Here is a 26,676-nt window from a genome sequence, read left to right as displayed (position 1 = left end):
TCATAATTTTAGAAACTGAATACAGTTTCATCCTAAACTCTTAACTCTTATATTTTAACTTTTAACTATGGAGTGAGGTGGTTAAGTGTTTGATTTTGAGTATCATTTAAAGAATCTTCCTGATAAGCCTGGTGTTTATATGATGAAGAACTCTTTAGGTGAAGTTATATATGTTGGAAAAGCTAAGATTTTAAAGAATAGAGTTAAAAGTTATTTTCAGAATTCTAAGAATCATTCTGAAAAGGTTAGAGTTATGGTTAAAAACATAGCTGAATTTGAGTACATAGTAACTGATTCTGAAATGGAAGCTTTAATTTTAGAATGTAACTTAATTAAGAAATATAGTCCTAGATATAATATATTATTGAAAGATGATAAGTTTTATCCATTTATTAAAGTAACACTTCAAGATGACTTTCCTAAGGTTTTTGTAACTAGAAATTATGCCAAAGATGGAAGTAAGTACTTTGGGCCATATACTAATGGAAGTGCTGTATATGAGACAATAAATCTTATAAATAAGATATTTCCAATAAGAACTTGTAAGTTATCAATAAAAGAGAATGGTGAAAAGTACAGGCCTTGCTTAAATTATCATATAAAAAAATGTCTAGGTCCTTGTGGTGGCCATATATCAAAAGATGAATATAGAAAAATGATAGATAACATTATAGATATATTAAGTGGGAAAGATAATGTAGTTGTTAAAGATTTAAAATCACAAATGGAAGAAGCATCTATGAATTTAGAATTTGAAAAAGCAGCATCTTTTAGAGATAAAATTTTAGCTATTGAAGCTATAGTTGAAAAACAAAAGATTTTTAAGACTATGGAAGGCGATGAAGATTTTATTAATGTAGATCAAGATGAGAAGGATAGTTGTATCCAAGTATTTTTTTCACGTGATGGAAAGATTTTAGGAAGAGAACATTTTATATTTGAAAATACAGCAAATGAAAGTCTTGAAGAATTGCTTCAAGAGTTTATAACTTCATTTTATTCAGGAACAGCCAAGGTTCCAAAGATGATATATGTACCAGCTATACAAGATGAGGAGTTAATAGAAGAATATTTATCTATAAAAAGAGGGTCTAAAGTATTTGTTAAAGTGCCGCAAAAGGGTATGAAAAAGGAAATGCTAGAGATGGTTAAAAACAATGCTAAGATAACATTAGAAAAGTTTAAGGATAAATATTTTAGAGAAAAAGAAATAAATAGAATTTCTTTAGAGGAATTACAACAACTATTAGATTTAGAAAATTGGCCAACAAGGATTGAGGCATATGATATATCAAATATTCAAGGCGTTGATTCTGTAGGAACTATGATAGTTTTTGAAGAGGGTAGATCTAAAAATAGTGATTATAGAAGATTTAAGATAAAGACAGTAAAAGGTGCTAATGATTATGATAGCATGAGAGAAATACTTACAAGAAGATTTACTCACGGATTAGAAGAAATAAAAGCTATACAAGAAAGTAAAATAAAATTTTCAGCAGGAAAATTTTCGGTATTTCCTGATTTAATAATGATGGATGGTGGAAAAGGTCAAGTAAATGTGGCTCTTGAAGTTTTAAAGGAGCTTAATATAGATATACCAGTCTGTGGACTTGTTAAGGATGATAAACACCAAACTAGAGGAATTGTATATAATAATACAGAATTAATTATTAATAGGTCATCAAATTTAATGCAGATGATAAGAAGAATACAAGATGAAGTTCATAGATTTGCAATTACTTATCATAGAAGCTTAAGAGATAAAAGAACGTTACATTCAATATTAGATGATATACCATACGTAGGAGAAAAAAGAAGAAGAGCATTACTTATGAAATTTGGAAGTGTTGATAAGATAAGAGAAGCTACACTTGAGGAAATATTAGAAACATCATCAATAGATAAGAAAGCAGCAGAAAGTATATATAATCACTTTAATGGAAATAAATAGAATATAAGTGAAAGCACTTGTTAAATATTAGTATTTAATTTATACTATTTAACTATGGAGAATATCGAAAAATAAGGAGCCAATAATGAATAAGTATAATAATTACGTGGATTTATTTACTAGTTTTTATAGTGATGAAGATGTTAAGATAAATGAAAAATTAAGCCAATATGTAAATTTTAAGGTAGGAGGTCCTGCAGATATATTAGTTACTCCTAGAAATAAGGAGCAAATAATAAGAACGGTTAATATTTGTAAGGAAAATAATATACCTTTTTATGTTATAGGAAATGGGTCAAATTTATTAGTTAAAGATGGTGGATTTAGAGGTGTAGTTATGTCATTAACTAAGGTTAATAATATAACTGTAGATGGAGAAAGAATTGAAGCAGAGTGTGGAGCAATGCTAAAGCAGGTTTCAGATAAGGCTGTTGAAAATTCATTAACAGGGTTTGAATTTGCATGTGGTATCCCAGGAACTGTAGGTGGAGCTGTATTTATGAATGCAGGTGCTTATAATGGAGAAATGTCACAAGTAATAGAAAGTGCAGATGTTATAAATGAAAATGGTGAGATAATTACTTTAAATAATGAAGAATTAGATTTAGGTTATAGATCATCGATAGTTATGAAAAAAGGGTATGTAGTTTTATCTGCAGTTTTCAAACTAGAAAAAGGTACAGTAAAGTCTATTAAGGATTTAGTTGCAGATTTAACTAATAAGAGAGAATCAAAGCAACCTTTAGAGTATCCATCAGCAGGAAGTACATTTAAGCGTCCTGAAGGATATTTTGCAGGGAAGCTAATACAGGATGCTGGATTAAAGGGGTATAGTATAGGTGGAGCAGCTATATCGGAAAAACATTCAGGATTTGTTATAAATAAGGGTGGAGCATCTGCTAAAGATATACTTGATTTAATACATCATATACAAGATGAAGTTAAGAAACAGTTTGGAGTAGAGCTTCATACAGAAGTAAGAATAATTGGTGAAGATTTATAATTTTTATATAAGAAAAGGCTCGTCTTATAATTGTTTAATAAGATAAGCCTTTTATTTTATAATTTAGTATCAGATATATAGAAATAATTACTAAAGTTTTTGTGTAAAGCCTTTGATGTTAATATATAAAATTGTTTATAGGATATATTGTGATATAATTTAATTGGTAAGGTAATTATAGTTAAGAAAAGCTGAGATGGGATTAATGAGAGTTAAATTTTAATAAATAAGTTTTAAGATAAGAAGTGATTTTATATTCTTAACTAGTAACTTTTAATTATATAAAGTGGAGGTAAAAGATGAGATTTATTATAGTAACTGGATTATCAGGGGCAGGGAAATCAGAAGCAACTAATAGTTTAGAGGATATGGGATATTTTTGTGTGGATAATCTTCCGCCAACGTTAATAACAAAGTTTGCTGAAGTATGTAAGCAAAGTGATGGAAAGATTGATAAAGTAGCTTTAGTAATAGATATACGTGGTGGTATATTCTTTGATGACTTATTTGATAGCTTAAAGGAGTTATCTAAGGAACAATTTAAATATGAAATATTATTTTTAGATACTTCTGATGAAGTTCTTGTTAAGAGATTTAAAGAAAAAAGAAGAAGTCATCCATTATCTCCAGGAGGAAGAGTAATAACTGGAATAGAGCTAGAAAGAGAAAAATTAAGAGAAGTAAAAGAGAAAGCAGATATAATAATAGATACGTCAAAATACGCAATAAAAGATTTGAGAGAGGAAATGCTTAAGAATTTTGGTGATGTGGAAGCACCACAAAAGCAATTATCAATAACTGTATTAAGTTTTGGATTTAAGTATGGAATTCCTGTAGATTCAGATTTAGTATTTGATGTAAGATTTATACCTAATCCATTCTACATTCCAGAATTAAAACCTCATTCAGGTAATGATGAACCAGTTAAAGATTATGTATTACAACAGGAAGAAACTAAGGTATTCTTAGAAAAAGCTGTAGATATGTTACAGTTCTTAATACCAAATTATAATAAAGAGGGAAAACGTCAGCTTATAGTATCGATAGGATGTACAGGGGGAAGACATAGATCTGTAGCTATAGCAAATGCTATATATGAAAAGTTACATGCTAGTAACTATAATGTGTATGTTGAGCATAGAGATATTAAAGAGGATGTTCATAAGGGAGATAAAAAATTATGATACTTGATTACTTGATGAAACCAGGAGCTAGAATAAAAAGATGGGTATTACTTGGTTTCGTCGGAACTATACTACTTGCATTAGGAGTAGGAGAAGTATTTATTCATAAAGAATATGATTTAACTAGAAAAATGGTATGTATATTTTTGGGGTTATTGGGAGTAGTGGTTATAGTTATATCTATATCTGAAGGATTAAAATCTATATTAAGATTAATCAATAGCGATAAGATAAATATAACTATTAATGATAAAAATGTAGAAGACTTAATAGATGATGAAAGACTTTCTGTAAGTGGTCCTAAGATAGTGGTAGTTGGAGGGGGAACAGGTCTTTCGACTATGCTTAGAGGGCTTAAAAACTATACTAATAATATAACTGCTATAGTAACTGTTGGAGATGATGGTGGAGGTTCTGGAAAGATAAGAGAAGATTTTGGGATGCTTCCACCAGGAGATATTCGTAACTGTATATTAGCATTAGCAGATACTGAACCAATTATGGAGAAATTATTGCAATACAGATTTAAAGAAGGTAGTCTTGAAGGGCAAAGCTTTGGTAACTTATTTTTAGCTGCAATGGCTGGGATAAGTGATAATTTCGAAGAGGCTGTACAAAGAATGAGTTCAGTACTTGCTGTTACAGGTAAAGTATTACCAGTAACTCTTGATGATATGAAGCTTGTAGCTATATTAGAAAATGGTGATGAAATTGATGGAGAGTCAAGAATACCAGATGAGGCTATAGCAAGAAAGTCTAAAATAAAAAAGCTTATGATAAATCCTGAAAATGCTAAACCTTTAGTTGACGCGCTTAAAGCAATAGAGGAAGCTGACGCTATTATAATGGGCCCAGGAAGTCTTTATACAAGTATAATTCCTAATCTGCTAGTAACTGATATAGCTGATACAATATGTGAAAGTGATGCAATAAAAATATATATATCAAATATAATGACTCAACCAGGAGAAACAGATGACTTTACAGCAGCTGATCATTTAAAAACATTAATAAATTATGGTGGCAAGAAATGTGTTGATTATGTAATTGCTAATAATGGTACTATTCCGGATGATATTAAAGAAAGATATTTGAAAGAAGGTTCAAAGTTAGTTGAATTGGATAGAGATAATATTAAAGGCTTAGGTGTAGAAATAGTTGAAGAAAACTTAGTTAAGATAACTAAAGGATATGTTAAACATGATTCAGAATATTTAGCTGATATAATAATGAAAACTGTGATAGAAAAAGAATTAAAATGGGATAAAGAAAAAATACTGGAATATGTTTATTCGCTTCAAAAAATGAGAGAAAAAAGAAATACTAGAGAGTAATATAGTATAATAGTTATTTGTTAGATAAAAATATTTAATGAAGAATTAGAAGTAGATATATAAATATGTCATTTAAATAGTAGTTATAGCTATTTGAATGACATGTTTTTATTTTAAGTCCTGTTATTTTAAAAGTAAAAGTACATTTTCTTAATAAAGTTATATTTATCCTTTAATAGTTATTGTTTTTCTATGACACAGTTGGGTCAGTTTATGATATAATAAAAAATATATTTAAACATAGTTAGGAGAAATAGAAGTATGTCATTTTCATCAAAAGTTAAAGGAGAAATATGTAGGTATATAGAGATATCTAAAGAAGAGGCTTTAGCTGAGATATCAGCAATAATGAAGGTAAGTGGAACTATTGGTTTTAGTGGAAAAGGACTTAGCTTTAAAATAACTACAGAAAATCCAGCATCAGCGAGACATATATTTACGATATTAAAAGATTATTTTGATATACACTCAAAACTTCTAGTTAAAAAAAGTAATTCTTTAAAAAAGAACAATATTTATATGGTTCTTATAGAAGAAGATATGGGCGTAAGAGAATTACTGAAAGAAACAGGAATATTTAAAGAAGTTGATGATGTGTTGACTATAGATTATACTATCGAGCCAGAGATGGTTAAAACAGAAGAACTTAAGAGAGCGTATATAAGAGGAGCATTTATTGGAGGGGGGAGCATTAGTAACCCAGAGAAAACATATCACTTAGAGTTTGTTACTCATAGTGAAGAATATGCTATTCAGTTATGTAAACTAATAAACTCTTTTGGTTTAAGTTCAAAAGTTATTCAAAGAAAGAACAGCCATATTATATATATAAAAGAAGGAGAACAAATAGTTGACCTTCTAAACATAGTTGGAGCACATACTTCATTATTAGAACTTGAAAATATAAGAATAATGAAGGAAATGAGAAATAACGTAAATAGACTAGTTAACTGTGAGACTGCTAATTTAAGTAAAACTGTTAATGCAGCAGTAAGACAGGTAGAAAGTATAAAATTAATTCAAAGTACAATAGGACTTCAAAGATTACCTAAAAACTTAAGAGAAGTAGCGGAATTAAGATTAAGTTATCCTGATGAGTCTTTAAAAGAGTTAGGTGAAATGCTAAATCCACCAGTAGGAAAATCAGGAATTAACCATAGATTACGAAAAATAGAAAAAATAGCAGAAGAAGTAAGGTCAGGAAACTACTAATATAGTTAAGAATGAATAATTAAGAATTGATGAGTGAATTCAAATTGATTTAAATTTAGCAATTTATTTTTATTTAGTAAAACTATGAAGTAGTTTCATAATTAAAAGTGAAAAGCGCCTTATGGCATTGGAAAAGTGAGGTGATACCTTGAGTGAAAAGAAGTTTTGTCATTTACATCTTCATAGTGAGTATAGTTTGCTTGATAGTTCTGCTAAGATAAAGAAGATTATCTCAAGAGCTAAAGAGCTTGGGATGGAAAGTATAGCACTTACTGACCATGGAGTTATGTATGGATGTGTTGCCTTTTACAAAGAAGCAAAGGCACAAGGCATAAAGCCTATATTAGGATGTGAGGTTTATGTAGCTGCAAAGTCTAAGGACATAAAGATAAATGATAAAGATAATAGTACGCATCATTTAGTTTTATTAGTTAAGAATGAAGTTGGGTATCAAAATCTTATGAATATAGTATCTACAGCTTCAATAGATGGTTTTTATTATAAACCGAGAATTGACCATGACTTTTTAAGACAGCATAGTGAAGGGCTTATAGCATTAAGTGCATGTCTTGGAGGAGAAGTACAAAGCTGGATTTTAAAAGATAACTATGAAAAAGCAAAAGAGGTAGCTTTACTTTATAAAGATATATTCCATGGTGATTTTTATTTAGAGATACAAGACCATGGAATGCAAGAACAAAGGAAGGTTATCGATACTAATATTAAGTTATCTAAAGAGACAGGAATACCTTTAGTAGCAACAAATGACGTTCACTATATAAATAAAGACGATTCTAAAGCACATGACATATTGATGTGTATTCAAACAGGAAAAACCGTTGATGATGTTAATAGAAGAAGGTATCCATCAGACCAATTCTATTTAAAATCACAAGAGGAAATGTATGATTTATTTTCATATTCGAAAGAAGCATTAGAGAATACTGTTAAAATTGCAGAACAATGTAATTTTGATTATGAGTTCCATGTATCAAAGCTTCCAAATTTCCCTGTACCAGAAGAATATAAAACACATTTTGATTATTTAGAAGAGGTTTGTTTTGCCGGACTTATAGATAGATATGATGTATTTAAAGAGTTTAGAGGGAAAGAAGTAAATCTTGATGAGATAAGAGAGTTTAGTAACTCTAATGAAGAGGCTTTAAGTTATGTTGAAAGACTTAATTATGAGCTTGGAGTAATAAATCAAATGGGATATGTTGATTACTTCTTGATAGTTTGGGATTTTATAAAGTATGCAAATGATAATGGAATTCCAACAGGTCCAGGAAGAGGATCAGCAGCAGGATCAATAGTTGCTTATACTTTAGGAATAACAAAAATAAATCCGATAAAATATAGCTTACTTTTTGAAAGATTTTTAAATCCAGAAAGAGTTAGTATGCCCGATATTGATTCAGACTTTTGTTACGAAAGAAGACAGGAAGTAATTGATTATACTGTTGAAAAGTATGGAGAGAAAAATGTATCTCAAATAATTACATTTGGTACAATGGCTGCAAGGCTTTGTATTAGAGACGTAGGAAGAGCAATGAATTACTCATATTCAGAAGTTGATAGAGTTGCTAAGATGATTCCTACAATGCTTGGAATTACAATTGAGAAGGCTCTTGATTTAAATCCAGAGTTAAAGAAGATATATGATACAGAAGAAAGAGTAAGGAATCTAATAGATGTTAGTAAAACTTTAGAAGGATTACCAAGACACTCATCTACTCATGCAGCTGGTGTTGTTATAGCGTCAAGACCATTAGTAGAATATGTACCTTTACAAAAAAATGATGAGTCTATAGTAACTCAATTTGATATGACAACTCTTGAGGAGCTTGGATTATTAAAGATGGACTTCCTTGGTCTTAGAACTTTAACTGTTATGAATGACGCAGTTAAGATGATTAAGGAAAATAGAGATATAGACATAGATTTAGATAAAATAGATTTTGAAGATAAAGAAGTTTATAAAATGATTGGGGAAGGTAAGACCGCTGGTGTGTTTCAGCTAGAGTCACCAGGAATGACATCTTTCATGAAGGAATTGAAGCCAGACTGTTTAGAAGATATCATAGCGGGGATATCGCTATATAGACCAGGTCCAATGGCCGAAATACCAAGATATATAGAAGGAAAGAGAAACAAGGATAGTGTACACTATGAGACACCAGAGCTGGAAAGTATTTTAGATGTTACGTATGGAGTAATGGTGTATCAAGAGCAAGTAATGCAGATAGTAAGAGATTTAGGTGGTTACTCTCTTGGTAGAAGTGACATGGTTAGAAGAGCCATGTCAAAGAAGAAGCATAGTGTTATGGAACAAGAAAGAAAGAACTTCATATATGGTATAGTTGACGACAATGGAAATGTTGAAGTTCCTGGATGTTTAAGAAATGGAATTTCAGAAGAGGCTGCAAATAAAATATTTGACTCAATGATGGACTTTGCTTCATATGCTTTTAACAAATCACATGCAGCAGCATATGCAGTTGTTGGATATCAAACTGCATACCTAATGCATTATTATCCTGTTGAAATGATAGCAGCAATGTTAAATTCAGTTATGGGAACTGCTGAAAAAGTAGCTCATTATATAAATTTTGCAGAAAGTCAGGGGATACAGGTACTTCCTCCTGCAATAAACGAAAGTTATTCAAAATTTACTGTTAAAGGTGATACTATAAGATTTGGATTAGCTGCAATAAAAAATGTTGGATTTAATGTAGTTGAAAGTATAGTAGCTTCAAGAAGTGCTAAAGGTAGATTTGAATCTTTAGTAGATTTTATAAATAAGATAGATTTATCGGCTATTAATAAGAGAGCTGTTGAGAGTTTAATAAAGGCTGGGGCCTTTGATGAGTTTAAGATATTTAGATCAAAGCTTTTAGCTGTATATGAAAAGGTAATGGATAGTGTATCTAATGAGAAAAAGAGAAATATAGATGGACAAATAAGCTTATTTGGATTAGTTGAGGAAAATATAAATGAACCAGAAGTAAAATACCCAAATATAAATGAATTCTCAAAAAATAACTTATTAGCTATGGAAAAAGAAATGACAGGTATGTATCTGACAGGGCATCCATTAGATGAATATGTTCAAAGCTTAAAAATGTACACTTCAATAAGTATAGATGATATTTATAAATGTCAACAAGCTCATTTAGAAGGTGTTGATGGTGAGGAGTACTCTATTCATGATGAAGATAAGGTAATACTTGGTGGGATTATCGCTGAAGTGAATCAAAAAGTAACTAGAAGTAATTCGATTATGGCGTTTTTAAAGCTTGAAGATTTAAGCGGGAGCATAGAAGTAATAGTGTTTCCTAAGACTTTAGATAAGGTAAGAAATTTAATTACTCCAGATAGTATGGTTATAATTAAAGGTAGAGTAAGCATGAAGGAAGATGAACCTGTTAAACTTATATGTGAAACTATAGAACCTTTAGAAAAGGTAAATTCAACAAAAGTATTTATAAGAGTTGATAATCTTAAAAAGGCAAAAGAAACGAAACCAAGTCTAATAGGAATAACATCTGAACATAAGGGTGATTCTGCCTTATATATCTTTACAGCAGATGATAGAAAAAACTATAGGATGCCTAGAGAAATGTGGGTAAGAGTAAATAATGATTTATTAGACCAATTATATAAATTATACGGTGAAGAAAATATAAAAATAGTAGAATAAGAGGTTAATAATAACCTCTTATTTTATTTTTTATAAAAATCCTCAAAAAAATAATAAAATACATAAATAGTGTAACACATATAAAATGATAAAGTTTACAAAATTCCATTTATGGAAATAAATAGCTAAATAATGAGCATATATAAGAGTATACATATTAAAAAGGTATATATTTTCGTCAACATTAGGGTATAATAGACAGTGAAATCAAGATTTTATCAATAAAAAACTACAAACAAGATGGTTATTTTAGTTGCATTAGTTTATATTTGCAAGTAAAATAAAAAAGGTAATAAAAAGTTAATAATAAAATAATAATATAGAGGAATATTTCAAACTAGGTGGGACATGCACAGACCACCATGGTGACGAGGAGGAATATTTTATGAGTATCAAAAAGATAGCTGTTTTAACTAGTGGTGGAGATGCACCTGGAATGAACGCAGCAATAAGAGCTGTTGTTAGAACTGCACTACATCATGGCCTAGAAGTAGTTGGAGTTCAAAGAGGATATGCAGGATTAATTAATGGTGAATTATTTGAAATGGATAGATCATCAGTATCAGACATAATCCATAGAGGTGGTACAATATTAAGAACTGCTAGATGTTTAGAATTTAAACAAGAAGAAGTAAGAAAAGAAGCTGCTGAATTATTAGCAAAAAATGGTGTTGACGCTTTAGTTGTTATAGGTGGAGATGGTTCTTTCATGGGAGCTAAATTACTATCTAAACTAGGTGTTAAGACTATAGGGCTACCAGGAACTATTGACAATGATTTAAGCTATACAGATTACACAATAGGATTTGATACAGCTTTAAATACTGTTATAGAAGGTGTAGATAAGATAAGAGATACTTCAAGTTCTCACGAAAGAGTTTCTATCGTAGAAGTTATGGGAAGAAACTGCGGAGATTTAGCTCTTTATGCAGGTGTTGCTTGTGGAGCTGAATACACAATAACTCCAGAAAAAGGATTCGATAAAGACGAATTATGTAACGTAATAAAACAAGGTAAAGAAGTTGGAAAAATTCATAACCTAGTTTTATTAGCAGAAGGTATTGGCGGGGCTTATGACTTAGCTAAATATGTTGAAGCACAAACAGGAATTGAAACAAGAGCAACTATATTAGGTCACATTCAAAGAGGTGGATCACCATCTGCATTTGATAGAGTGTTAGCTTCAAGAATGGGATCAAAAGCTGTTGAGGTATTATTAGAAGGAAAAACTTCAAGAGTTATCGGAATTAAGGAAAACCAAATTTTTGACCAAGATATAGATGAAGCTTTAGCTTTAGGTAGAAAATTTGATGATAAATTATTCTCTATTTCAGAGGAAATATCGAAGTAACAAGCTTTGTTAATAGATATAAAACTAAATCAAGAAGGAGTGTTATTTACATGAGAAAAACTAAAATAATATGTACTATAGGTCCAACTAGTGAAAAACCAGAAGTATTATCACAAATAATTGAAGCAGGAATGAACGTTTCAAGACACAACTTTTCACATGGTGATCACGCAGAGCATGCAGATAGAATTAACTTAGTTAAAGAATTAGCTAAGAAGCACAATAAGCAAATTGCTGTTATGTTAGATACTAAAGGACCAGAAATCAGAACTGGTAAATTCGAGCCTAAGAAGGTTGAATTAAAAGCAGGAGATAAATTCACTGTACACGCAGGTGGAGATGTTATAGGTAACACTCAAGAATGTTCAGTAACTTATGCTGGATTAGCTAATGATGTTAAACCAGGAGATACTATATTAATAGATGACGGTTTAGTTGGATTAACAGTTGAATCAATAGATGGAAATCAAATCCACTGTGTTGTTCAAAATACAGGATTTGTTGCTACTCACAAAGGAGTTAACGTTCCAGGAGTATCAATTAAGTTACCAGCTTTAACTGAAAAAGATATAGCTGACTTAAAATTCGGTTGTGAAATGGGAGTTAACGCTGTTGCTGCATCATTCATAAGAAAAGCATCAGACGTTGAAACTATTAGAAAGATATTAAACGAAAATGGTGGAGAACACATCCTAATAATCTCTAAGATAGAAAACCAAGAAGGTGTTGACAACATAGATTCAATTATCGAAGTTTCAGACGGTATAATGGTTGCTAGAGGAGACCTAGGAGTTGAAATACCATTCGAAAAATTACCAGCAGTTCAAAAGATGATGATCGAAAAATGTAATCATGCTGGAAAAATAGTTGTTACTGCAACTCAAATGTTAGACTCAATGATGAGAAATCCAAGACCAACAAGAGCAGAAGTTTCTGACGTTGCTAACGCAATTTTAGATGGTACAGATGCTATAATGTTATCAGGAGAATCAGCTAACGGAGATTGGCCAGTAGAATCAGTTCAAACTATGGCTAAGATAGCTGTTGAAACTGAAAGACAATTAAGCTATGAAACAGCTGTTTCAAAAGCTAAGAAGCACATTCCTGCTATATCAGGAGTTATCTCAAGAGCTGCTTGCAACGCTGCTAATGAATTACAAGCTGCTTCAATAGTTTGCTCAACTAAGAGTGGAGCTACTGCAAGAAGAATTTCTCAATGCAGACCAGACTGTGCTATAGTTGCTGTAACTGAAACAGAAAAAGTTGCTAAGAGCTTAGCGTTCAACTTTGGAGTATACCCAATAGTTGCTGAGCACAAAAAGGTTATGGATGAAAGAATAGAAAGAGCTACAGAATTAGCAGTAGAAAATGGATTCGCTAAAAAAGGTGATACAATTGTTATAGCTGCTGGTATGGGTCAAGTTGGATCAACTAACCTATTAAAAGTAAGTGTAATAGAATAATTCATATAAGAGAAGAAGTACAGAAATTTCTGTACTTCTTTTTTTTATGCTTTTATGTCAGAATTAGAAAAAGGATGCGTCTATATAGATGAAAGGCAAAGGGGGAAAGAATTAATGACGGTAAAAAGGTTAATACAACGACTTATTGATAGAGAGAAAGAGGCACTAGAAACATTTATAGATGATTATTCAACATTGATATTAAAAGTAATAACTTATGTTTTGAATGAACCATATGAAAAAGAATATATAGAAGAATGTTATGATGATGTCATAATGATAATTTTAGATAAATGTAGTAGTTTTGAATATAAAGCATCTTTTAAAACTTGGGTTGCAACTATAGCAAAAAATAAAGCATTAGATTATAAAAGAAAGTTAAAAAAACATTATTCTTATGATGATATAAGTGAGAGTTATGGAAATGAGGAAAGTTCAGAAGAAAAGTTTTTTAATAATAATAAGATAAATGTTATAAATGAAGCTTTAAGTAAGCTTAATGATGAAGAGAAAAGGTTATTTGTTAAGAAATATATACTAAATAATTCCACAGTTGAATTATGTAATGAATATAAAGTAAGTGAAAATGTAATGTATAAACGGATAAGTAGGCTTAAAAAGAGGGTAAGAGAATTGATAAATAATGAATATGTAAAGGAGAGTTTATATGAATAATAAAGTTGAATATGTATCAGATGAAGAAATGAAAGATATTGAAAATGTTGAAGTTGATAAAAATATAGAAACTAAAATAAAAAATAAAAAGGCTAATATAATTTATAAAGAGCTATTAAATAAGGCATTAGATGAAGTAAGAAAATCTTTAGAATCAGATGAATATATAGAGGAAAAAATAATAGGACGTGATTATAAAGCTGATACAACTAGAATTATAGTTGCTGGTACGGGAAGTGCAATAGCGCATCCTATATTTGATTGGAGTTCAGCAATGATTTTAATAAAAACCAATAAAAGACTTTTATTATTAGAAACCGCACAATACTTCAAATACTTGAGACATTATGAAGTAGAGAATAAGGTAGTTATATATAACGATAAAGAGTGGATATATTTAACTTTAAATACCTTAGAATTAAAAGAAAAAATTATTGAAAATACTATAGAGTGTAAGGATAATATAATAAAAAAACTTGAGGAAAATAATATTGATTTTGAAATAAGTAATAATGAATTTGTTTGTACAGAAAAAACAGTAGTTGAAAAGCAAGGTAAGTTACTTTTGATTGGAGGATTAATTATATTAGCAATTCTTTTATATAATCTACTTACTAAAGGACTAAGTTTATATGGATACTAAATAAAAACAAAAAAATGAATGAAATATTTCATAAATTAAGTTGTTGTTATTTAAAAATGAAGGATTATATGTCAAAAATACTAAAAATATAAAAAGTTAACAGAATGTTAACAATTTAAAGTGTAATTTTAGGCTATAATGTTAATATCATTGAAATTTCGCGAGAGATTAAAGTGGTAACAGTGTGGCAACTGATTCCGAAAGATACACCGTAGGGTGTATTTTTTTTATGCAAAATTTAGAATAGTGTAAATTCAGTAGAGAAGGATATTAGTATATGATAGAATAAAAATGCGAGCTAAGACTCGCAGGTGAAAAGTTTGACTACGTCAAAGTCCAAGAGATAACTTTGTGACGGCCAAGAGATTTATAATATTCAATAGTAATGAATTAAAAACGCTTTTGGACATTTACAAAGTAAATATCTTGGGGTGCAGTAGGCACTATTGTACTCGACGAAGTTGATTTTTGGACTGTGTACTTAGTACACAATTTATTTCAAAGGAGAAATATATATGATCGAAAAGAATAAGGAATATATTTTAGATATAGTATCTCAAGGATATGAAGGAGAAGGTGTCGCTAAAATTGATGGAACTTTTCCCGTGTTTATTCAAGGGGCTTTAGTTGGTGAAAAAGTAAAGGTAAAGATAATTAAAGCTAAGAAGAATTATGCATATGGTAAGCTGTTAGAAGTATTAGAAGCTTCTATTGAGAGATGTGTTCCAAAATGTGATGTATATAAGAGATGTGGAGGATGTAAGCTTCAGCATAGTACATATAAGTCTCAGTTAGATTTTAAACATGAGAGAGTTAAAGATTGTATAGATAAAATAGGAAAGTTAAACCCAGAATTAGTAATGTATCCATTAGGAATGAATGAGCCTTGGAGATATAGAAATAAGGTGCAATTACCTATAGGTTTAGTTAATGGAGAAATAAAGATAGGATTCTTTGCGGAGAGAAGTCATGAAATAATAGATATGCAGAATTGTCTTATTCAAGATGATATAGCAGATAAAGTAGTTGAATTAACTAGAGAATGGATAATTAAACATAATATAAAACCATATAATGTAGATGGGCAATATGATGAGAGCGGAATACTTAGACATATTATGATAAGACGTGGCTTTACGACTAATGAAGTTATGGTTGTTATAGTTACAAATGGAGATAAGTTACCATATAAAGATGAGTTTGTATCAATGATTAGTAAAAATATACCAGGAATTAAAAGTATAATTCAAAATATAAATTCTAAGCCTACTAATGTTATATTAGGACTTGAGTCAAAAACTCTTTGGGGAGAAGATACAATATCAGATTACATAGGAGATTTTAGATTTAATATATCTCCATTATCATTTTTCCAAGTTAATCCTATGCAAACAGAAGTCTTATATTCAAAGGCCTTAGAATTTGCTGAACTTACTGGGGATGAAACTGTATTTGATGCATATTGTGGAACTGGAACTATAACGTTATTTTTATCAAAAAATGCAAAGAAGGTTTACGGGGTAGAGATAATACCTCAAGCTATAGATAATGCATGGATAAATGCTAAAGAAAACAATGTAGATAATGTTGAATTCTTTGTAGGTGAATCAGAAGTAGTTATTCCTGACTTAATAAATAAAGGTGTAAAAGCTGATGTGGTAGTTGTAGACCCACCAAGAAAAGGCTGCGATAAAAAACTATTAGATGCTATAAGCAATATAGATGCTAAGAGAATAGTATATGTAAGCTGTGATCCAAGCACTTTAGCTAGAGATTTAGCTATACTAGATGAAAATGGCTATAAGACATTAGAGGTTCAACCAGTAGATATGTTCCCACATACAGCTCATATTGAGAACGTAGCTTTACTTGTCAAGGAGAGATAACGACGAAGAGAAGTAATTAGCACGTTCCATGCAAGGGATGCCAAAGAGCGAACAAAGTGAGTGATTTGCTGAATCCTACTGCTGAGAACGTAGCTTTACTTGTTAAAGAACGAATGTAATGAATGATTTGTTACAATCTACTGCTGAGAAAGTAGCTTTTTTAATTAAGAAATAATTTATAGGATAAATTGTTAATGCTATGAAAAATAAAATTGGTAAGAAAAAATTATTCTAGCGAAATCTATTTAGTAAATGATAGTATATAAGTACAAGGTATTAACAATAAGGGGGATGAATATTATGAAGTTATTGGCAAGTGACTTTGATGGAACACTGTTTTTTCATAGTGAAAAGGATGATATGAGAATTAGGGATTTAAAGGCTATAAGGAAGTTCCAAGATGAAGGGAATTTATTTGGAATATGTACTGGAAGGCATTTAAATGGAATAATAGAGCCTACAAGAGATAGAGTGAATTATGATTTTTATATAGTAAATAGTGGGGCAATTATTTTAGATAAAGATAAAAATATAATTCAAAAGAATGTAATAAAAACTGAGGTAGCAAAGAAAGTTGTTGATGAAGTAGATAGTTCAGTTGAAGTTACATTTATTATAGATAATCAATTTTATGCTATTAATAGAAAAAATAATTGGCCTATAAAAATTATTGAAATTTCATCAATGGATGAGATTAATGAAGATGAGATAGAAGGATTAGCATTTCATTTTAAAGATATAGATGAAACTACAAAGGTTTATAATGATATAATTGAAAAATATAATGATATAATTGAAAAATATAATGATATAATTGACGTTTATCAGAATGTTAATAATTTAGATTTTGCGCCTAAAGGTTGCTCAAAAGGCAATGCTTTAAAAATGATAATGGATTATTATAAAATTGATAAGGATAATATGAATTGCATAGGTGATTCTTGGAATGATTTACCGATGTTTAAAACTATAGAAAATTCATTTACATTTACTTATTCACCAGTAGATGTACAAAAAGAAACAAAGCATGTAATTAATAATTTAGAAGAATGTATATCTATTATTTTAGATACTCAACCACGTTAAATCATGGTTTTTCTTTTCTAATGAGCAGCTTAGGAGGACTTGATGTTTAGTAGGGACATTTATAGTATATTGTTTTTTATATATGGGCTATCATTCTTTTCTTTAGGGATTTCAGCACTTCAACAAAGAGCTCTTAAAGATACAGATATTCCTTTATTAAACTCAATTAAAATATTAGGAGCTTTTGGAGTAATTCATGGACTAGGAGAATGGTTATTAATATTTATTATGATTGATAGAAATAATAGTTTGGTTATGTATATGCTATTTTTTACGAACTTACTAAATGCAATAGCATTTACTTTACTATGGATATTTGGTACAAGGCTTTTTAAGAAAAAGTATAATAAAATAAGTTACTATAGATTAATACCATTTATAGTTATAGGAATTTGGATTATATTATATTTTTTATTTTATAAATTTAAATATCAGAGTTCTGTAGAGTATATTTATGTATTTAGAGTTATAGGTAGATACTTTATAGGGTTACCAGCAGGGATAACTGTATGTATAGGACTTTATAGAAATGGTAAAATAATGAGTAAGATAAAGGCTAGAAAGGTAGTAATTAAGTTTAAAATTCTATCAATATTTTTTGGACTATATAGTATATTAGCAGGATTGATGGTTTCGAATGTTGATTTATATCCAGTTAGAATAATAAATACTGAAACTTTTTATTGTAGATATGGATTTAGACTTGAACTTTCAAGAACTATTGTAGCTGTAGTAATAGCTTTATTATTTATAAATGTAATAGATATTTTTATATGGGAAGCAGAATATAAAATTGAGAAACTAACTAAGCAAAAGTTAATATGGCAAGAAAGACGAAAAGTTGGATATGAATTGCATGACAGAGTTATTCAGGATTTATTTGCAAGTGGATTAGCTTTAGAAAGCATTATAGAAGATAAAGATGGAACTGAAAAAGAAAGTTTAATATATGTTAAGTCAACTCTCAATAATGTAATAGGTGAAATAAGAGGATTTATTAGTAAATCATCATTAGAAAAGCTTGAAATTAATGATTTTAAAATTAAGATAGCTGGGCTCATTGAAAAAATGAGTAATATTAGTGATATAGAAATAAAGCTTAACTATAAAGTTTCTGAAGCTACTATAGGAAATCTATCATCTAATACCTTAGAGCAGATATATTATATTATTCAAGAAGCGATTTGTAACTCAATTAAGCATTCAAGAGGAAGTAGAATTTGTGTAAAGATACAATCTACATTAGAAGAATTAGTTGTGATAGTTAAAGATGATGGAATTGGATTAAATAATAATAACATAAGAAAAGAAGGACATTGTGGCATACTATCCATGAATGAAAGGGCTACATCAATTAATGGGGTATTAAGTATTGATGGTAAAAGAAATGGAGCAACAGTTTGTTTAATAGTCCCATGGGAGGATATAAAAGATGACGAATGATTTAATAAAGGTTTTATTAATAGATGATCATGATATCGTAAGATTAGGAATTAGGACTCTAATTCAAAAAAATGAAGATATGATAGTATGCGGAGAAAGTGGCACTTTAGAAGGTGGGTACAGGATTATTGAAGAGATAAAACCAGATGTTGTTTTATTAGATATGAAGCTACCTGATGGAGATGGAATAGTAGGGTGTAGGAACATTAAAAAGCTTTCACCAGAATCGAAGGTTATTGTACTTACTGCATATGGCGAGGATTCGTTAATAGTAGAAGTTATTAAAGTAGGTGCTGATGGATATTTACTAAAAAATATAGATAGTAAAAAAATTATTTCATCTATAAGAGATGTTGTAAATGGTAATAAAATATTAGATCAAAATGTTTTAAATAAATTTATAGATATAGTTAAAAACAAGGACAAAAATACTGATAACGATGATATTTTATTAACGAAACAAGAACGAAATATATTAGAATTAATAAGTGAAGGTAAGACAAATAAAGAGATATCAATTGAATTATATGTGGCAGAAAAGACAGTTAGGAACTATGTTAGTACTATTTTAAAGAAGATTAATGTAGATAATAGAACAGAGGCTGCTATGTACTGGATAAGGCAAAAGTCCCTAATTTAAGGGACTTTTTTTTTATAGTAAGGACTTTTGACAACTATAAAAAAAGTTTTGAACAATGTAACATTATAGATAGATAAGAAAATATTATTTTACGGATTTGTTTGTATAATAATTAACAATATCTAGTTCTGAAATGAAAGAAAATTTAATTGTTTAGAACGTAATTTTAGGGGGATAATTATGAAAAAGAAACTTATTTGTTTATTAATTATGAGTTCTGTTGTTTTAGCTGGTTGTGCGAAGACTGAAAACGGTACAACTACAAATGCAGGGTCAGGATTAGCTACTTATGAAGGAATAGGACATGGTTATGGTGGAGAAGTCAAAGTAGCAGTTGAAGTTGAAGGTGAAACTATAAAAGGAATTGAAGTAGTAGAACATCATGAAACTGCACCAGTAAGTAATAGAGCTCTACCAATAATAGTTGATAGAATAGTAGAAGCTCAAACTCCAGTAGTGGATAGCGTATCAGGAGCATCTTTTACATCATTTGCTGTTAAGAGTGCTGTTGCTAATGCTTTAGGAGAAGCTGGAATAGAAGTTGAAAAAATATCTATGGATACTAAAGGTCCAGAGGTTGAAAAGAAAGAGTTAGAAGAAGTTAAAACTCAATTAGTTATCGTAGGGGGAGGTCCTGCAGGGCTTTCAGCAGCAATAGAAGCTAAAGACAACGGAGTTGAAGACGTAATATTAGTTGAGAAATTAGATATATTAAGTGGTAATGGTAAATTCGACATGAACTTCTTTGATATAATAAATACTGAAGCTCAAAAAGCAAACGGTATTGAAGATTCAGTTGAAAAGTTTATTGAAGACAAAAAGGATTCAGTTTGGGATTCTGCAGAGCGTTTACAAGCACAAGCTGAAGGAGCTTCTGTTGTAGATGGTTGGTTAAGAAACATGGGAATACAATTAAACTTCAACTATTCAGGAAGAAGTCATATGGCAGAAGCTGATGCTTATGCTGGAGAACATATTCAAGATAACTTAGAAAAGAAAGTTCAAGAGTTAGGTGTAGACGTTAGAACAGGAACTAAAGGTCTTGACTTAATAATGGAAGATGGAAAAGCTACTGGTATTAAGGTTGAATCTAAAGAAGGAACTTATGATATAAAGGCAGATGCTGTTATAGTTGCAACTGGTGGATTCTCTCATAATAAAGAATTATTAGCTGAGTATGCTCCAGGAGCAGAAAGACTTGCAACATCTAACCAAATGGGTGCTACAGGAGATTTCGTTTCTGTATTCCAAGATCATGATATAAAGATGGATCACATGGATAAACTAAGTGTATTCAAAACTATAATCAGTGGTAGAAGAGATTTAACTGGTGCTGGAGATGGATTCTTACTAGTTAACAAGAATGGTGAAAGATTCGTTGACGAAAGCTCTGCTTCAATGGCGGTAGGTAATGCTATCTTAGATCAAGAAGGTGGAAAAGCATTCTACATTTATGATCAAAGATTATATGATTCAGCTTACAGATTAAAGAAACATAATGACTTAGGATACCACGTAAAAGCTGATACTTTAGAAGAGTTAGCTGAAAAATTAGGTGTTAATGCTGAAAACTTAAAAGCATCTGTTGAAGGTTACAACAAAGGAGTAACTGGTGAAGCTGCTGATCCATTTAGAAAAGAAGCATTCACAGAAACATTTGGAGCTGAAGGTCCATACTATGGAGTTCAAGTTGAAACAGCTATTCACATGACTAAGGGTGGAGTTGTAGCTGATGAAAAAGCACAAGTTATAAACAATGATGGAAATGTTGTAGATGGTTTATATGCTGCAGGTGAAGTTGTTGATACATCAGGAGCTTACTCAGCATCAGTAATATTCGGAAGAATTTCTGGACAAGAAGCTGCAAAACATATTTTAAACAAATAATAATTTTAGCGTAAAAGAGTATGAATGTTTTTCATACTCTTTTTTGATATTATAATAAAAAATATATAAAAAATATAATGATTTGTTAAAATAATAACTAAAAGTATTATTGGTTTATTAAAAAAAGTATAATTAAACATGAAAAATGGATGTATTAAAGCTATAGTTAATGTGGAAAGTTTGTTGACTTTGTCTAAACTTATGGTAATATAATTCTGTAAAATGTTCTCGTTTGTGAACAATTTAACATAATAAAAGAGAAAAGGTATTTTTTAGGGGGAACTATGAAAAAAATTATTTGCTTAGTAACAATGGCTTCTTTATTATTAGCTGGTTGTTCAACAACTAGCCAAGGAGCTAAGACAAGCCAAGGAACTGGACACGGTTATGGCGGAGAAATTAAGGTTGAATTATCTACTGAAGACGGAAAGATAACAGGTATTAATGTTGTATCTAACCATGAAACTTCAGTTGTATTTGACAGAGCGTTACCATTATTAACAGAAAGAATAATCGAAGCTCAAAGCCCAGTAGTAGATAGCGTATCAGGTGCAACATTCACATCATTTGGTGTTAAAGCTGCAGTAGCTGAAGCTATGAAAGAAGCTGGAATGGGAGAATACAAAATATCATTCGATACTCAAGGTCCAGAAGTTGAAAAGAAAGATTTAGAAGAAGTTAAGACACAATTAGTTGTTGTAGGGGGAGGACCTGCTGGTTTATCTGCTGCTATAGAAGCTAAACAAAATGGTGTTGAAGATGTAATAGTTATAGAAAAATTAGATATATTAAGTGGTAACGGTAAGTTCGATATGAACTTCTATGACTTAATAAACACAGAAGCTCAAAAAGCTAACGGTATAGAAGATACTCCAGAAGCTTTAGTAGCTGATTTAAAAGATGGTGGAGCTTGGGATACAGATGAAAGATTAATGGCTCAAGCACAAGGTTCTTATGAACTTGAACCATGGTTAAAAGAAATGGGAATTAACTTAAACTACAACTATTCAGGAAGAAGCCACATGGCTGAAGCTGATGCTTATGCTGGGGAACACATCCAAGCTAAGATGGAAGAAAAGGTTAATGAATTAGGAATAGATGTTAGAACAGGTACTAAGGGTCTTGATTTAATAATAGAAGACGGAAAAGCTACTGGTGTTAAGGTTGAATGTAAAGAAGGATACTATGACATAAAAGCTGATGCTGTAATAATGGCAACAGGTGGATTCTCTAACAATAAAGAATTATTAGCTGAATACGCTCCAGGAACAGAAAGATTAGAAACTTCTAACCAAATGGGTACTACTGGTGATTTCATTCCAGTATTCATAGAAAATGATATTAAGTTAGAAAAAATGGACAACATAAGAATATTCCCTAACATCATAAGTGGTAGAAGAGACTTAACTGGTGGTGGATCTACTATATATGTTAACAAGAACGGTGAAAGATTCATAGACGAAACTAAGGGTGGATTAACTTTAGGTAACGCTGTATTAGATCAAGAAGGTGGAGCATTCTACATTTACGATCAAGATTTATATGAAAATTCATACAGATTACAAAAGCACAATGCTTTAGGATATCATGTACAAGCTGATACTTTAGAAGAATTAGCTGAAAAGTTAGGAATAAATGCCGAAAACTTAGTTAAGACTGTTGAAACTGCTAACAAAGCTGTTGATGGTGAAATAGCTGATCCATTCAGAGAAAAAGCTTTATCTGATAAGATAGACAAAGGACCATACTATGGTGTTAAGTTCGAAGCTGGTGTTCACATGACTAAAGGTGGAGTTGCTGCTAACGAAAAGGCAGAAGTATTAAACAACAATGATGAAGTTATTGAAGGTTTATATGCTGCTGGTGAAGTTGCTAACTCAAGTGCTGCTTACTGTGCTGCTGTAGTATTCGGAAGAATATCTGGTGAAGAAGCTGCTAAATATATCTTAAAATAATTATATAAATAGAGTTTAAACTTTAATTTAAGAGTGTTGAAATTTTATTAAATATGAAATTTCAACACTCTATTTTTATAATTTTAGATTTATTATATTTATTAGGATGTTCTTAAAGTTATTAGATAATAGTAATGATATAGTTGGTTTAACTATAGTTGATAATGGAATTACAGCATTATAAGTATAAAATTAATTTTAAACTAATAAAAATTATATTAATACTAAGTAATCACTAAACTAGTATTTGATATGGTTAAATTTATTGAAATGTTGATTGTTAATTACAAAATATGGTTTAATATAAACAAGTAACATTTAATTATTAGACTTTAATTATAGAAGAATTAGATTTTATATAGGTGTAGGTGAGGTATGAATAGCAAACGAGAAGATGTTCATGAAGCATTGTTGGAAAGTTTTAAAAAGTTAATATTGAAAAATAATTTTGATAAAATAACTATTAAAATGATTACTGACGAGGCAGGTCTTATTAGACCAACATTTTATAATCATTTTGCTGATAAATATGAGGTTTTAGATCAAATATGTTATAACGACATATTTAAAGGTAGTGAAATGCTTATAAATAATAAAATGCCATATGAAGCTATTCATTATATGTTTTCTAGGATAGAAAATAATAAGGAATTTTACCTTAAAGCAATAAAAGTGACTGGTCAAAATTCTTTTGAGGAAATAATAAGTAGTAATCTAACAAAAATGTTTAAAGAATTATTTGATCAATATGGTAATAACACAATAAATCATGAAGAACAGTTTACTATAGATGATATTGCTGAATATTATTCAAGAGGATTAACCTTTATAATAAAGAGATGGATTGAAGATGGAATAAAGGTATCGGCAAAGGCTTTAACAAAAAAATATGAGATATTAGTTACTAATTCATTAGATGATATCATACATGAGAGGATTCAATGTATTAATAAAGATGAATTAACCATGGAGAGATAATACAATTTAGTATTTTTGTATATGGACGGCTACAAAGCCGTCCTTTTGTTTATTTTTAAATACATTTTAGAAACATCATATGTATAGAAAAAATATATGACTATCTATAATGAAATAGAAAGGAGTGATTAGATGAGATGAATTTATGGGAAGTTATTGTTGTAGCCATTGGATTAGCCCTTGATTCAGTTACGGTAGCTATATGTAGGGGATCTAATCAAGGAAACTTAAAAAAATCAAATGCTATTATAGTTGGGATTATATTTGGTGTAGTTCAGACTTTGATGTTAATTATAGGAATGCTTATTGCTATATTCCCGATGTTAAATATAGAAAATCAAAAAATAATATCGATGAATCAGTGGTTTTCAGCAATAATTTTATTTTTCTTAGCTTTTAAGTTTTTTAAAAATGCATTCGTAAATACGAATATAGATGAACGAAGGGAAGAGTTTTTTGGGTATAAAGGTAGTGTAACTTTAGCATTAGCAACAAGTTTAGATGCACTTATTTTAGGAATTGGATTAGGATTATTGCAAACTAGATTTATAAGTACTATAATTATTCAATTTATAATAACTACGATGTTGGTTGCTTACGGACTGTGGGTAGGATACTGCGTCGGTAATAAATATAAGAAACAAATTGATATTTGTGGTGGTATTATTTTATTAAGTATTGGTATAAAAGTTATTTTAAATTATTTTCAAATTATTTAAAGGAGAGGTGTATTTATGATAAGTCCAAAATTTAAAATTCAACAATTAGCTATAAAGCAAGTTCTAGGATATTTAAGAAAAGACCCTGAAAAAAATTTACCAAAGGTTGTATCATGGCTTAGGAAATTCGATACTGAGAATTTATATACAATTCAATATGATATGGTAGATGAATACTTAAAAGACCCAGATAACAATTGGACAAGACTTATGTGTAATTTAGTTAATAATGTAGACCCTCATATAGTTGAAACTGTATTTACAAACTTTTTATTAAATGCATCAATTAAGGGATGGTCAGTAGTTGCACAAAGTAAAGAAAAGTATGGGTATGAAACTCCGTTTACAATATTAGTAGACCCTACTACAGCTTGTAATAAGAAGTGTATAGGATGTTGGGCTGCTGATTATAATAAATCATTAAATTTGAGTTATGATGAATTAGATAAACTATTTACAGACGGTAAAGAGTTAGGAATATATTTTTATATAATGACTGGTGGAGAACCATTAGTCAGAAAGAATGACATATTAAAATTAGCAAAAAAACATAATGATTGTGTATTTATGTTTTTTACAAATGGTACATTAATAGACCAAAAATTCTGTGAAGATTTAATAGAAGTTGGAAATTTAGTGCCAACAATAAGTGTTGAGGGCTTTGATGATGCCACAGATGGTAGAAGAGGTGAAGGTTCATGGAAAGACATTATGAGAGCTATGGATTTAATGAAATCTAATAGAATACCTTTTGGTTTTTCAACATGTTTTACAACTGCAAACTGTGATAGCGTATTATCAGAAGAATTTATAGATTTAATGATAGATAAGGGGGCTTATTTCTCTTGGTATTTTACATTTATGCCAATAGGATGTAAGACAGATACTTCATTGATGGCAACCCCAGACCAAAGAGAAAAACTGTATAGAACTATAAGAGCATGGCGTAATACAAAACCTATATTTAATATGGATTTCTGGCATGATGCAGAATATGTTGGTGGATGTGTTGCAGGGGGAAGAAGATACTGCCATATAAATGCTAATGGAGATGTAGAACCTTGTGTATTCTGTCATTATTCAAATGCTAATATAAAAGAGGTATCTTTACTTGAAGCTCTAGGACAACCTTTGTTTAGAGAATATCAAAAAAATCAACCATTCAATAATAATCAGTTTAGACCTTGTCCGATATTAGATAATGCACCTAAAATTGCAGAGATGGTTAAAAATTCAGGAGCTAAATCAACAGAGTTTATAGATCCAGAAGATGTAGATGATTTATGTAAGAAAACTATAAATTATGGATTAACTTGGGCTAAGAGAGCAGAACCACTATGGAAGGAAAATGTAGAAAATAAAAATAAGAATCTGAAAGTACAAGAAAAAGAAATAGAAGAAAATGATTTAGTAAAGAAATAGAGGGGGCTGTATCAAAAAAAATTTGATATTTGCCGATAAAGAAAAGGAAGTTCGAATTTGAACTTCCTTTTTTGCGCATAGTAATAATATGAAAAACTTCACAAAAAATGTGATTCCTATGCAACAAATAGGATTTGCATT

The 26,676-nt window shown here is 30.0% G+C and carries 19 protein-coding genes; all 19 read left to right on the top strand.

From position 1 onward, the window contains the following. The first annotated feature begins 85 nt into the window (after nt 1–85). The 19 genes from uvrC to H8S10_RS11495 all read left to right on the top strand — a co-directional run bounded on the left by uvrC (nt 86) and on the right by H8S10_RS11495 (nt 26,535). Nucleotides 86–1,951, top strand: coding sequence for an excinuclease ABC subunit UvrC (uvrC, locus tag H8S10_RS11585; protein WP_186838975.1), 1,866 nt, complete (start codon nt 86–88; stop codon nt 1,949–1,951). Between the two features lie 85 nt (nt 1,952–2,036). After that, nucleotides 2,037–2,954 carry a UDP-N-acetylmuramate dehydrogenase gene (gene murB, locus H8S10_RS11580; RefSeq protein WP_186838974.1) on the top strand — a complete coding sequence of 306 codons (918 nt, stop codon included), beginning with the start codon at nt 2,037–2,039 and terminating at the stop codon, nt 2,952–2,954. A 299-nt stretch (nt 2,955–3,253) separates the two neighbouring features. Next, a complete protein-coding gene (gene rapZ, locus H8S10_RS11575; RefSeq protein WP_055267612.1) occupies nt 3,254–4,138 on the top strand; it encodes an RNase adapter RapZ in 885 nt (294 codons plus the stop codon). Next, complete coding sequence (locus H8S10_RS11570) at nt 4,135–5,472, top strand: YvcK family protein (protein WP_172675774.1); 1,338 nt, start codon at nt 4,135–4,137, stop codon at nt 5,470–5,472. Before rapZ ends, H8S10_RS11570 begins: the two co-directional genes overlap by 4 nt. Nucleotides 5,473–5,733: 261 nt before the next feature. Next, nucleotides 5,734–6,684 carry a DNA-binding protein WhiA gene (gene whiA, locus H8S10_RS11565; protein ID WP_055267609.1) on the top strand — a complete coding sequence of 317 codons (951 nt, stop codon included), beginning with the start codon at nt 5,734–5,736 and terminating at the stop codon, nt 6,682–6,684. A 148-nt stretch (nt 6,685–6,832) separates the two neighbouring features. Beyond that, a complete protein-coding gene (locus tag H8S10_RS11560; RefSeq protein ID WP_186838973.1) occupies nt 6,833–10,387 on the top strand; it encodes a DNA polymerase III subunit alpha in 3,555 nt (1,184 codons plus the stop codon). A gap of 391 nt (nt 10,388–10,778) precedes the next feature. Continuing rightward, on the top strand, nt 10,779–11,738 hold the full coding sequence (gene pfkA / locus H8S10_RS11555) for a 6-phosphofructokinase (protein ID WP_055267675.1): 960 nt from the start codon (nt 10,779–10,781) through the stop codon (nt 11,736–11,738). 50 nt (nt 11,739–11,788) lie between these two features. Next, complete coding sequence (gene pyk / locus H8S10_RS11550) at nt 11,789–13,201, top strand: pyruvate kinase (RefSeq protein ID WP_186838972.1); 1,413 nt, start codon at nt 11,789–11,791, stop codon at nt 13,199–13,201. Between the two features lie 114 nt (nt 13,202–13,315). After that, the gene (locus H8S10_RS11545; protein WP_186838971.1) at nt 13,316–13,876 is read left to right on the top strand and encodes a sigma-70 family RNA polymerase sigma factor; all 561 of its coding nucleotides are present in this window, start codon (nt 13,316–13,318) and stop codon (nt 13,874–13,876) included. Then, a complete protein-coding gene (locus H8S10_RS11540) occupies nt 13,869–14,519 on the top strand; it encodes a hypothetical protein (RefSeq protein WP_186838970.1) in 651 nt (216 codons plus the stop codon). Before H8S10_RS11545 ends, H8S10_RS11540 begins: the two co-directional genes overlap by 8 nt. A gap of 515 nt (nt 14,520–15,034) precedes the next feature. Beyond that, entirely contained in the window at nt 15,035–16,405 is a 1,371-nt protein-coding gene (gene rlmD / locus H8S10_RS11535; RefSeq protein ID WP_186838969.1) for a 23S rRNA (uracil(1939)-C(5))-methyltransferase RlmD, read from the top strand. A gap of 300 nt (nt 16,406–16,705) precedes the next feature. Continuing rightward, the gene (locus H8S10_RS11530) at nt 16,706–17,491 is read left to right on the top strand and encodes an HAD-IIB family hydrolase (protein WP_186838968.1); all 786 of its coding nucleotides are present in this window, start codon (nt 16,706–16,708) and stop codon (nt 17,489–17,491) included. 42 nt (nt 17,492–17,533) lie between these two features. Beyond that, complete coding sequence (locus tag H8S10_RS11525; protein WP_186838967.1) at nt 17,534–18,934, top strand: ATP-binding protein; 1,401 nt, start codon at nt 17,534–17,536, stop codon at nt 18,932–18,934. Beyond that, entirely contained in the window at nt 18,924–19,574 is a 651-nt protein-coding gene (locus tag H8S10_RS11520; RefSeq protein ID WP_186838966.1) for a response regulator transcription factor, read from the top strand. Before H8S10_RS11525 ends, H8S10_RS11520 begins: the two co-directional genes overlap by 11 nt. A gap of 180 nt (nt 19,575–19,754) precedes the next feature. Next, nucleotides 19,755–21,461 (top strand): FAD-binding protein, encoded by a 1,707-nt coding sequence (locus H8S10_RS11515; RefSeq protein ID WP_207731875.1) that lies wholly within the window; start codon nt 19,755–19,757, stop codon nt 21,459–21,461. Between the two features lie 284 nt (nt 21,462–21,745). Further along, entirely contained in the window at nt 21,746–23,416 is a 1,671-nt protein-coding gene (locus H8S10_RS11510; RefSeq protein WP_186838965.1) for an FAD-binding protein, read from the top strand. 375 nt (nt 23,417–23,791) lie between these two features. After that, entirely contained in the window at nt 23,792–24,394 is a 603-nt protein-coding gene (locus tag H8S10_RS11505) for a TetR/AcrR family transcriptional regulator C-terminal domain-containing protein (RefSeq protein ID WP_186838964.1), read from the top strand. A 137-nt stretch (nt 24,395–24,531) separates the two neighbouring features. After that, on the top strand, nt 24,532–25,113 hold the full coding sequence (locus H8S10_RS11500) for a manganese efflux pump (RefSeq protein ID WP_186838963.1): 582 nt from the start codon (nt 24,532–24,534) through the stop codon (nt 25,111–25,113). Between the two features lie 15 nt (nt 25,114–25,128). Then, the gene (locus H8S10_RS11495; RefSeq protein WP_186838962.1) at nt 25,129–26,535 is read left to right on the top strand and encodes a radical SAM protein; all 1,407 of its coding nucleotides are present in this window, start codon (nt 25,129–25,131) and stop codon (nt 26,533–26,535) included. Nucleotides 26,536–26,676 lie beyond the last annotated feature (141 nt).

Origin of the sequence: Clostridium sp. NSJ-49, assembly GCF_014287725.1 — a bacterium.
In the GTDB taxonomy this organism is placed as follows: Bacteria; Bacillota; Clostridia; order Clostridiales; family Clostridiaceae; genus Clostridium; species Clostridium disporicum_B.
The sequence above is the reverse complement of the archived record's forward strand: the minus strand, read 5'-3'. Positions and strand labels throughout refer to the sequence as shown.

Coding starts and splice junctions, on each gene's coding strand:
- murB (WP_186838974.1), top strand. CDS start 2,037: ATGAATAAGTATAATAATTACGTGGATTTATTTACTAGTTTTTATAGT.
- rapZ (WP_055267612.1), top strand. CDS start 3,254: ATGAGATTTATTATAGTAACTGGATTATCAGGGGCAGGGAAATCAGAA.
- H8S10_RS11570 (WP_172675774.1), top strand. CDS start 4,135: ATGATACTTGATTACTTGATGAAACCAGGAGCTAGAATAAAAAGATGG.
- whiA (WP_055267609.1), top strand. CDS start 5,734: ATGTCATTTTCATCAAAAGTTAAAGGAGAAATATGTAGGTATATAGAG.
- pyk (WP_186838972.1), top strand. CDS start 11,789: ATGAGAAAAACTAAAATAATATGTACTATAGGTCCAACTAGTGAAAAA.
- H8S10_RS11545 (WP_186838971.1), top strand. CDS start 13,316: ATGACGGTAAAAAGGTTAATACAACGACTTATTGATAGAGAGAAAGAG.
- H8S10_RS11540 (WP_186838970.1), top strand. CDS start 13,869: ATGAATAATAAAGTTGAATATGTATCAGATGAAGAAATGAAAGATATT.
- rlmD (WP_186838969.1), top strand. CDS start 15,035: ATGATCGAAAAGAATAAGGAATATATTTTAGATATAGTATCTCAAGGA.
- H8S10_RS11530 (WP_186838968.1), top strand. CDS start 16,706: ATGAAGTTATTGGCAAGTGACTTTGATGGAACACTGTTTTTTCATAGT.
- H8S10_RS11525 (WP_186838967.1), top strand. CDS start 17,534: ATGTTTAGTAGGGACATTTATAGTATATTGTTTTTTATATATGGGCTA.
- H8S10_RS11520 (WP_186838966.1), top strand. CDS start 18,924: ATGACGAATGATTTAATAAAGGTTTTATTAATAGATGATCATGATATC.
- H8S10_RS11515 (WP_207731875.1), top strand. CDS start 19,755: ATGAAAAAGAAACTTATTTGTTTATTAATTATGAGTTCTGTTGTTTTA.
- H8S10_RS11510 (WP_186838965.1), top strand. CDS start 21,746: ATGAAAAAAATTATTTGCTTAGTAACAATGGCTTCTTTATTATTAGCT.
- H8S10_RS11505 (WP_186838964.1), top strand. CDS start 23,792: ATGAATAGCAAACGAGAAGATGTTCATGAAGCATTGTTGGAAAGTTTT.
- H8S10_RS11500 (WP_186838963.1), top strand. CDS start 24,532: ATGAATTTATGGGAAGTTATTGTTGTAGCCATTGGATTAGCCCTTGAT.
- H8S10_RS11495 (WP_186838962.1), top strand. CDS start 25,129: ATGATAAGTCCAAAATTTAAAATTCAACAATTAGCTATAAAGCAAGTT.